8 protein-coding genes are annotated in these 9135 nt (G+C 67.1%); 7 read left to right on the top strand and 1 reads right to left on the bottom strand.

What is annotated here, in order from left to right; genetic code table 11:
- Window positions 1-586 precede the first annotated feature (586 nt).
- Window positions 587-1288: a FadR/GntR family transcriptional regulator gene (locus ACLBYB_RS32145; RefSeq protein ID WP_447701297.1), complete on the bottom strand. Its 702-nt coding sequence runs from the start codon at window positions 1286-1288 to the stop codon at window positions 587-589.
- Between the two features lie 338 nt (window positions 1289-1626).
- On the opposite strand from ACLBYB_RS32145, the gene ACLBYB_RS32140 reads away from it, so the two are divergent.
- The 7 genes from ACLBYB_RS32140 to ACLBYB_RS32110 are packed head-to-tail and all read left to right on the top strand — an operon-like array spanning window position 1627 to window position 9011.
- Window positions 1627-3054 carry an FAD-binding oxidoreductase gene (locus ACLBYB_RS32140; RefSeq protein ID WP_447701296.1) on the top strand — a complete coding sequence of 476 codons (1428 nt, stop codon included), beginning with the start codon at window positions 1627-1629 and terminating at the stop codon, window positions 3052-3054.
- Window positions 3055-3080: 26 nt separating this feature from the next.
- Entirely contained in the window at window positions 3081-4403 is a 1323-nt protein-coding gene (locus tag ACLBYB_RS32135) for an MFS transporter (RefSeq protein ID WP_447701295.1), read from the top strand.
- Between the two features lie 11 nt (window positions 4404-4414).
- On the top strand, window positions 4415-5515 hold the full coding sequence (locus tag ACLBYB_RS32130) for a four-carbon acid sugar kinase family protein (protein WP_447701294.1): 1101 nt from the start codon (window positions 4415-4417) through the stop codon (window positions 5513-5515).
- The gene (gene pdxA / locus ACLBYB_RS32125; protein WP_447701293.1) at window positions 5512-6540 is read left to right on the top strand and encodes a 4-hydroxythreonine-4-phosphate dehydrogenase PdxA; all 1029 of its coding nucleotides are present in this window, start codon (window positions 5512-5514) and stop codon (window positions 6538-6540) included. The genes ACLBYB_RS32130 and pdxA overlap by 4 nt, the downstream gene beginning before the upstream one ends.
- An 8-nt stretch (window positions 6541-6548) precedes the next feature.
- Window positions 6549-7676, top strand: coding sequence for an iron-containing alcohol dehydrogenase (locus tag ACLBYB_RS32120; protein ID WP_447701292.1), 1128 nt, complete (start codon window positions 6549-6551; stop codon window positions 7674-7676).
- A gap of 11 nt (window positions 7677-7687) precedes the next feature.
- Window positions 7688-8578 carry a dihydrodipicolinate synthase family protein gene (locus ACLBYB_RS32115; RefSeq protein WP_447701291.1) on the top strand — a complete coding sequence of 297 codons (891 nt, stop codon included), beginning with the start codon at window positions 7688-7690 and terminating at the stop codon, window positions 8576-8578.
- Window positions 8579-8621: 43 nt separating this feature from the next.
- On the top strand, window positions 8622-9011 hold the full coding sequence (locus ACLBYB_RS32110) for an SMP-30/gluconolactonase/LRE family protein (protein WP_447701290.1): 390 nt from the start codon (window positions 8622-8624) through the stop codon (window positions 9009-9011).
- The last annotated feature ends 124 nt before the right edge of the window (window positions 9012-9135 follow it).

The following is a 9135-nucleotide window of genomic DNA, read 5'->3' as shown; positions in this document are numbered from 1 at the left end:
ATGCCGACGGTGGTGATCTCCATGGGGATGGCTCCTGCATCTGCGTGGCTGCTGCTTCGACAGCGACCACATCTTGGCACCGAGATGCCGTCAGTCGGAGCGGGAGCCATCCACCCCATCTGCTTTGCACGCGATGCGGCGCTGGACGCGGAGGCGTGCCCGAAGGATGGGTATGGGGACGAGGCGCCCTGATCGGGATCTCGACATTTCGTAGCATGGAGGACGGCGTACTTGTGAACGCGGTTGATCCAGCCTTCGTCCCGGTCGGGACGAGGAGATTTAGGCGGCCGTGACGTTCCTCTGCTCGGAACACGCCAGCTTCATCTCGACGGCGTTTCGGTCATGACCATGGGTGTCGGAGAGGTCGCCGACACCACGCCGAAGCGAAGTCCGAGAAGAGTGGATTGCGGATGTTCTGGTTTCGGGATTAAGCCATCGGAAAGCAGACGCTTGTCCAAGGGGAGGAATGGCCGAAAGTGGTCCGGCCGACTCGGATGGCGCCACTTGGGAAAGCGGGCGAGCCCCCCACGTATCTTACTTCTTCGTCTGATCTGATTTTCAATCGGCTGTGCCAACATCCCGAAGCTCAGAGCGAAAGATCGAGCAGTCGGCCTTCAAACAAGCGGTCCCGCGACGTGCGAATATGCGTGGCCATCGAGTGACGCGCTCCATCACCCTCCCCATCTCGGATCGCGCGGAAGATACCCTCGTGCTCTTCGAGCACGCCTTTCAGACCCGAATTCGGTCCGAGCAGGGACAGGCCATGGATCTTCATGCCGACCGCGATGTGCGAACGCAGCGCCTGAAGTGAGGCCGCATAATAGTGGTTGTTCGAGGCCTCCGCTATCGCATGGTGGAACATGAAGTCGGCATCTTCCCGGTGCTGCTCCTGGCGCGTTGCCGCCGTGAGAAGCTCCAGCGCTGCCTCGATACGCTGGAGGGCGGCCTCGTCCCGCCGCAGGGCCGCGTGGAAGGCAGCATCCGGCTCGATCGTGAGCCGGAACTCATAGCACCGTTGAATGTCGGCGATGCTCTCCACCGGCGCGAAGCCCAGCGTCTGCTTCGCCTCGCTCGCTCGGACGAAGCTTCCCGCGCCGCGCCTCGACACAATGGTCCCCTCGCGCCTCAGCCGGTCGAGGGCTGAACGCACCACGGGTCGCGAGACCCTGAATTGGCCGGCGAGATCGTGCTCGCTCGGCAAGCGGTCGTTCGGCGCATAGGTGCCGTCCGCCACGCCAGCGAGGATCGCCCGATAGACGGTATCCACCAGACTTGTCGGGCGAGGCATTGGCGCCTCAGGTGAGGGGGCCAAGGATGCTGTCACTGGCGTTCCGTTCCCGCACTGCCGCTCTGATGGATGTCGGATCGAGAAAGCAACAACCTGACACATTTTGGCGCTCGCGTCACCCAAGTTGTTAAAAAGATGTCAGGTGCCCAACGGCTCGCGCCGAACCGGCAATGCGCCGATGCTGATGCGTGTCCCCTCGTGATATGAGGCGCTCCGACGGAACCTGTCCCAAATTGGGCGGCCAGGACCACTTGACCTGTCGTGCAACGACAGGTATTTGCATTACAACTATATAACAAGTAGGCGCAGGGCTCGGCCTCGCTTGTAGGGAGATTGCCGTGAGTGATGCTCAAGGCTTCATCGATCGCTTGGCCGGCATCGTCGGCCCCCGGAATGTAATGGGTCCGCAGGACGACCTCGCCCCTTACGTGACCGATTGGCGCGAGCGCTACCACGGCCAAGCCGACGCGGTGGTGAAGCCCGCGAATGTCTCCGAGGTGTCGCAGGTCGTCGCTTTGGCGCACCGTGAGGGCATCGCCATCGTCCCGCAGGGCGGCAATACCGGCCTGTGCGGCGGCGCGACCCCGACGGCGCCCGGCCGCAACCTCGTGATCCGGCTGGACCGGATGCGGGCAATCCGGGCCGTCAGCCCACTGGCCAACACCATCACCGTCGAGGCCGGGTGCGTCCTGGCCGATATCCAAGCCGCGGCCGAGGCGGCGGACCGGTTCTTCCCGCTGAGCCTCGGGGCGGAGGGATCCTGCCAGATTGGCGGCAACATCGGTACCAACGCGGGCGGTACCGCCGTGCTGCGCTATGGCCCCACGCGCGAACTCGTCCTCGGTATTGAGGCGGTGCTGCCCGACGGCCGGATCTTCGACGGTCTGCGTGCCCTCCGCAAGGACAACACCGGCTACGACCTGAAGCAGCTCTTCATTGGCGCCGAAGGCACCCTCGGCATCATCACAGGTGCGGTTCTGAAGCTCTTCGCCCGGCCGCGGGTGTCCGTTACGGCGCTCGCGATGCTCCCCGGCGTCGAGCAAGCGGTGGAGGTGATGGGCCTACTCCGCTCCCATGTCGGCGACCGGCTGGGTTCGCTGGAAATCATGAACCGAAGCCAGATCGAAGCGATCCGCGATCACGTGCCGGATACGGCGATCCCATTCAGCCTCGATACGCCGTGGTATCTCATCATCGAACTGACCGACACGCTTACCGGCACTGACCTCGCGACGCCCCTCGAAGCCGCCCTGGGCGAAGCCCTGGAGCGCGAGCTGATCTCGGACGCGCTGATCGCGTCGAGCGAGACGCAGGCCAAGGGCATCTGGAAGGTCCGCCACAGCGTCTCGGAGGGAAACAAGCGCTCCGGGCTCGTGGTCTCCCACGACAGTGCCGTCCCGCTCGACCGTCAGGCCGCCTTCGCCGTGAATGTCGAGAAGCGGATTCAGGAGGCGGTGCCGCACGCCCTCATAGCGATGCACGGTCATATCGGCGACGGCAACATCCATGTCTGCGCCCTGATCGACAGGGCGCAACTCACGGAGAACGGCGAAGCCGAGCGGATCGTCGCCCTCATCAACGGCATCGTCGATGACGAGACCCGTCTGCAGCGGGGCGCCATCAGCGCCGAGCACGGCATCGGCCTGTCCAACCGCGGCCGGCTCGCCCGCGTCACCGATCCCCTGGAAATCGACCTGATGCGGGCGATCAAGGGCGTGCTCGACCCAGCCGAATTGATGAACCCGGGCAAGGTCTTGATGGACTGAATAACGACAAGAGGGAGGAACACGCCATGGTGGGACAAACTAACATAAAATTGCCAAATCAACGCTGGGTCATCGTCTTGATGTGCTTCCTGGCGGTGGCGATCAACTACATCGACCGCGCCAATTTGGGCGTCGCCGTGCCGATGATCCAGAAGGAATACGGCCTCGATCCGGCCCTGATGGGCCTGATCCTGTCGGCGTTCTTCTGGTCCTACGTGCTGATGCAGCTTCCGGGCGGCTGGCTGATCGACAAGTTCGGCTCACGCCTGACTTACACCGTCGCGACGCTGATCATGTCGGTGGCGACCCTGGCGACAGCTTTCGCGGGCGGTGTCGCCTCGCTCATCGCCTGCCGTCTGGTGCTCGGGATCGGCGAGGCGTTTTGCTACCCGGTGAACGCCAAGGTGACATCCCTGTGGTTCCGCCGCTCCGAGCGCGGGCTCGCTACCGGGATCTGGGCTTCGGGTTCGCGCGTCGGCTCGGCGATGACCCTGCCGCTGGTCGCCTTCATCATCGCCAATTTCGGCTGGCGCGAGGCTTTCCTCGTAACAGGCGCCATCGGCCTCGTGTGGATGGTGCTGTGGTACGTCCTCTACCGTGATCCGAAGAACCATTCCGCCGTCACGGCCGAGCAGCTCGCTGTGCTGGAAGCCGATTACGCGGTGAAGGCTGGTGCGAAGAAGATCGGCTACGCCGAACTGTTCCGCTACCGGACGATCTGGGGGATGATGATCGGGTTCTTCTGCCTGAACTTCGTCATCTATTTCTACACCACGTGGTTCCCTTCCTACCTCACGCAGTCCCGCGGCTTCTCCCTGGCGAAGCTCGGCACGCTCGGGCTGGTGCCCGGCCTCGTGGCGATCCCGGCCGGCTGGCTCGGCGGTTATCTCTCCGACCGCCTGTTCAAGGGTGGCTGGAGCCTCACCGCCGCCCGGAAGACCTGCCTCGTCGGCGGCCTGCTCGCCTCCTCCGTGGTGGCCCTGGCGCCGCTGGTTCCCGGTGACGCGGCGGCCCTGACCCTGCTGGCGATCTCGTACTCCGGCCTCGCGTTCGCCGGCGCCAACATCTGGACGCTGCCGGGCGACGTCGCCCCGACCCCGGCCCATGTCGCCTCGATCTCGGGCATCCAGAACTTCGCCTCGAACCTCGCGGGCATCGCCATCACCACCTTCACCGGCGTGATGGTCTCAATCACCCAGGGCTCGTTCGTCGTGCCGCTCGCGGTGGCCGGCACGCTCAGCATCGTCGGTGCCTGCTCGTACCTGTTCATCGTCGGCGAGATCGCGCCGCTGAAGAGCCGGGACGAGACCGACACCCTCGCGGTCGGCGCCACCCCTTCGAAGGCGTGAGGCAGGCTCCGATGCCCACCCTGCGCCTGATCGCCGACGACCTGACCGGGACCCTCGACACAGCGGCCGGTCTCACCGGCCTCTGTGGCACGATCCCGGTCGTGTGGCCGGAGATCATGCCGGATCGGGCATCGGGTTCGCTCGCCATCGATTCCGGGACGCGCGAGCGCGGAGCGGAGGAGGCGGTGCGGATCACGCACGGCCTCCTGCCCCGCCTCGACGGGGCGGACATCGCCTTCAAGAAGCTCGACAGCCTCATGCGCGGTCCCTGGGCGGCGGAGATGGCGACAACGGTGAAGGCGGGCGGCTGGCGACGCTGCATCGTGGCGCCCGCCTTCCCTTACCAAGGCCGGGCTACGGTAGAAGGCCGACAGCAGATGAGGCGCGGCGAGGACTGGGTCCCCGTCTCGGCCGATATCGCGCAGACATTGCGCGAAGCTGGTTGCCCCGCCCACCGGGCCTACTTCGCGGACGGGCCGGTCGAGGGCGTCGCGGTCTACGATGCGCTGACCGATGAAGACCTTGCCGCCATCGCGGCCCTGCCGGCGGATGGCCCCGTCCTGTGGTGCGGCAGCGGCGGACTCGCCGCCGCCCTCTCCAGAGGGGTGACGCCGCCGGCCGATGTCCGGCTGGAAGGCCCGGTCCTCGGGTTGTTCGGGTCCGACCGCGAGGAGACCGGAGCCCAGCTCGCGGCCTGCGGGCCTCTGCGGCTCGTCCTCGACCACGGCGCGCCGCATCGCGACCTCATCATGGACCGCCTGTCCCGCGACGGGGCGGTGATGGCGAGCCTCGACCTTCCCCCCGGTACGGCCCGCGAGGCCGCCGCCGGGCAGATCGCTAGGGCCTTCGCGAGACTGGCCGACGATCTTCCCCGGCCGGGGAGCCTTCTCGTCGCCGGGGGAGAGACGCTCAAGGCGCTCTGCCTCGCCCTGTCCGTCGAATGCCTCGACGTGACGGGGCAGATCGCCCCCGGCCTGCCGCGCTCGACGCTGCGCGGCGGACGCTGGGACGGCCTGCCGATCGTGTCGAAATCGGGGGCCTTCGGCGCGCCCGGCCTTTGGCGCGACCTCCTCCACCAGAACGGCTTTCCGCACGACAGGAGCGGCACATGACTCCCCATCTCGCCATCACCATGGGTGATCCCGCGGGCATCGGCCCGGAGATCATCGTCAAGGCCGCCGCGCGGCTGAAGGACCGGATCGATGCCGGCGATCTGAAGCTCATGGTCATCGGCAGCGCCCCGGCGCTGCGGAGGGCGGAACAAGCCCTCGGCCTCCTGCCCGAGCCCATCCCGGAGGTTTCCGAGGACGGCGACTGGCCGGTCCTGTGCTGCCTCCAGGCCGATGCCGAGGGCGCGCCGATCGAGCCGGGCCGGCTCTCGGCCGATGGCGGGCGCTTCGCCTACAAGGCGATCGAGGCCGGGGTGCGCCTAGCGCTGGCGGGGCGGATCGGCGGCATCGTCACGGCGCCGCTCAACAAGGAAGCGCTCAACAAGGCCGGCTACCACTATGCCGGCCACACCGAGATGCTGGCGGAGCTGACCGGCGTGCGCGGCTCGGTGATGCTGCTGGCCCACGGCAACATGCGGGTCTCGCACGTCACCACGCATGTGGCGCTGGAGGACGTGCCGAAGCGCCTGACCCCGGAGCGCCTGCGCCTCGTCATCGACCTCACCGACAAGGCCCTGAAGGGTCTGGGTCTGGAGCGGCCGAAGATCGCGATCGCCGCGCTGAACCCCCATGCGGGGGAAGGCGGCCTGTTCGGGCGCCAGGACATCGACGTCAGCACGCCCGTCATCGAGAAGGCCAACGCCGACGGGTTGAACGTCCACGGTCCGGTGCCGGGCGACACGGTGTTCGTGAAGCTGCGCGCCGGCCAGTACGACGCGGTGGTCGCGATGTACCACGACCAGGGGCACATCCCGGTGAAGCTCCTGGGCTTCGAGATCGACCCGGCCACGGGGAAGTGGATGGACCTGTCGGGCGTGAACATCACCCTCGGCCTGCCGATCATCCGGACCTCGGTCGACCACGGCACCGCCTTCGACATCGCCGGGAAGGGCATCGCCAACGAGCGCAGCCTGATCGAGGCGATCGAGTTCGCCGAGAAGCTCGCCGCCAACCGCCGCGCCGCGTGAGGGTCGCCATGAATATCGCCTCGCCGATCGACCTCGTCCGGCCGCAGGAGATCGCCTTCGGCGCGGGCGCCCTGTCCCGCGTGGCACGCTTCCTCGCCGAACGCGGCTACCGCCGGCCCCTCGTCGTGGCCGATGCCTTCAACGCCGGCCGAGTGGATCTGCTCGGCCTTTCCGGCGACTTCACCGTGTTCGGCACGGTGAAGCCAGAGCCGGACCTCCCGAACCTAGATGCCGCGCTGGCGCTCGCGGAAGAGGTCCGCCCCGATTGCGTGATCGGCTTCGGCGGCGGCAGCGCCATGGATCTCGCCAAGCTCGTCGCCGTCCTGCCGGGCAGCGGCCAGACCCTGCGCGATGTCGTCGGCCCCGAGAAGGTGCTCGGTCGCCGGATCGGCCTCGTCCAGGTCCCGACTACCGCAGGCACCGGCAGCGAGGCGGGCACGCGCTCCCTCGTCACGGACCCGGAGGCGCAGGCCAAGCTCGCGGTGCAGAGCCGCCATATGCTGGCGGATCTGGCGGTCATCGACCCCGACCTGACCATGACCGTGCCAGCCGCCGTGACCGCCGCCACGGGCGTCGACGCCATGGCCCATTGCGTCGAAGCTTTCACCAGCCGGAAGGCGCACCCGGCCATCGATCTCTACGCGCTGGAAGGCGCCCGCCTCGTCGGTCGCTACCTGCCGCGTGCGGTCGCCGATGGCTCCGATCGTGAGGCCCGGGCCGGGCTGTCTCTGGCCTCGCTTTATGGCGGTTTCTGCCTCGGACCGGTGAACACTACCGCCGGCCATGCCGTGGCCTATCCGCTTGGCACCCGGCACCACGTTGCCCACGGGCTCGCCTGCGCGGCGATCTTCCCGCACACGCTGGCGTTCAATGCGCCCGCCGTCCCGGAGAAGACCGCGCTCGTGCTCCAGGCGCTCGGTGCGCCGGCCAGTTCCGACGAGGCGCTCGTCCGCGAGTATGCGACCCGATTCTGCGCGGATCTTGGCGTGGAGCTGCGCCTGTCGCGCATCGGCGTGCCGGAGGACGATCTCGACGCGATGGCGGGCGAGGCCCACGCCATCCGAAGGCTCCTCGACAACAATCCGCGCGACATGAGCCGCGCCGACATCCTCACGCTCTACCGAGCCGCCTACTGAAGGTTTCTGTGATGACCGTCCTTCATCCTCGCGGCGTCTTCTGCGCCGCCGCTACGCCGCTCACAGCCGATTACGCGCCCGACCACACGCTGTTCGTGGCCCATGCCAAGCGGCTCATCGCACAGGGCTGCGACGGCGTCGCCCTGCTCGGCACGACCGGCGAGGCGAACTCGTTCTCGCTGGTCCAGCGCAAGGCGCTATTGGAGGTCACGGTCGAAGCTGGCGTCGCCCCGGATAAGCTGATGCCTGGCACCGGCGTTGCGGCGATCGCGGAGACGATCGACCTGACGAAGCACGCTCTTTCGCTCGGCGTGAATACGGTCGTGATGCTTCCGCCCTTTTACTACAAGGGTGTCACCGATGACGGCTTGTTTGCCGCCTATTCGGAGGTGATCGAGCGGATCGGCGATGCGCGGCTTCGTGTCGTGCTCTACCACATCCCCCAAGTCTCGGCCGTGCCGATCTCCCACGACCTGATCGAGCGGCTGCGGGCGCGCTATCCAGAGACCGTCACCGGCATCAAGGATTCCTCCGGTGACATCGCCAACCATGTGGCGATGATCGAGTGGTTCCCCGGCTTCGCCGTTCTGACTGGCGCCGACCCGCTGTTGCTGCCGCTTATGGCGAAGGGCGCTGCGGGCTGCATCACCGCCACCTCCAACCTTTGTGCGGCCGATCTCGCCTTCGTCTACCGGCACTATGCCGACCCATCGAAGGCAGATGAGGTTGCGGCCGCTCAGGCTCGCGTCGTCACGGAGCGAGAGCGAACCGTCGGCCCTCGTCAGATGGCCGCGATCAAGACCCTGATCGCCCAGGCGACGGGCGAGGACAGTTGGCTTCGCCTGTGCCCACCTCTCATTGCCCTCACCACGGACCAGCGACGCGCGTTGCTCGGCGCTTGATCGGATCAACCTGAACTCAGGAAACGTCGGGGAGATCGAGAGCATGACGACGACCACGCGCCGGGACCTGTTCTCGCTTGCGACTGGTGCAGCCTCTTTCCTGGCGGCGGGGCCTGCGGCCGCGCGCTGGGACGACACCGTGCGCTATCCGGATCCCGCTTTCGAGATCCTCGATCCGAGCTTCGCCAAGTACAGGTTGGATGCCGGTGGTGTCGAGCGCCTCTGGACGGGAGCCCGCTGGAGCGAGGGCCCCGTCTGGATGGCCGATCAGCGCTGTCTGATCTGGTCGGATATTCCCAACGACCGAACTCTCCGCTGGCAGGAATCCACGGGCCTGGTTGACGAGTTCCAGAAGCCGGCCGGCTATCCGAATGGCCATACTCGCGACCGTCAGGGCCGGCTTCTCACGTGCGAGCATGGCGGCCGACGTTGACCTGACCGATATTTTGGACCGAGCCGATTGGGAGGCTACTGCATGGCCGCTGCCATGGGTAGCCGGAAGGCCAGATCCGGGTAGCTGACGGGCGCGGGCGGCCGATAGCCCAGGGACGAATGCG

Source organism: Methylobacterium sp. D54C, from assembly GCF_053345595.1.
Note: the sequence above shows the minus strand (reverse complement) of the source record. Positions and strands in the feature narration are given on the sequence as shown.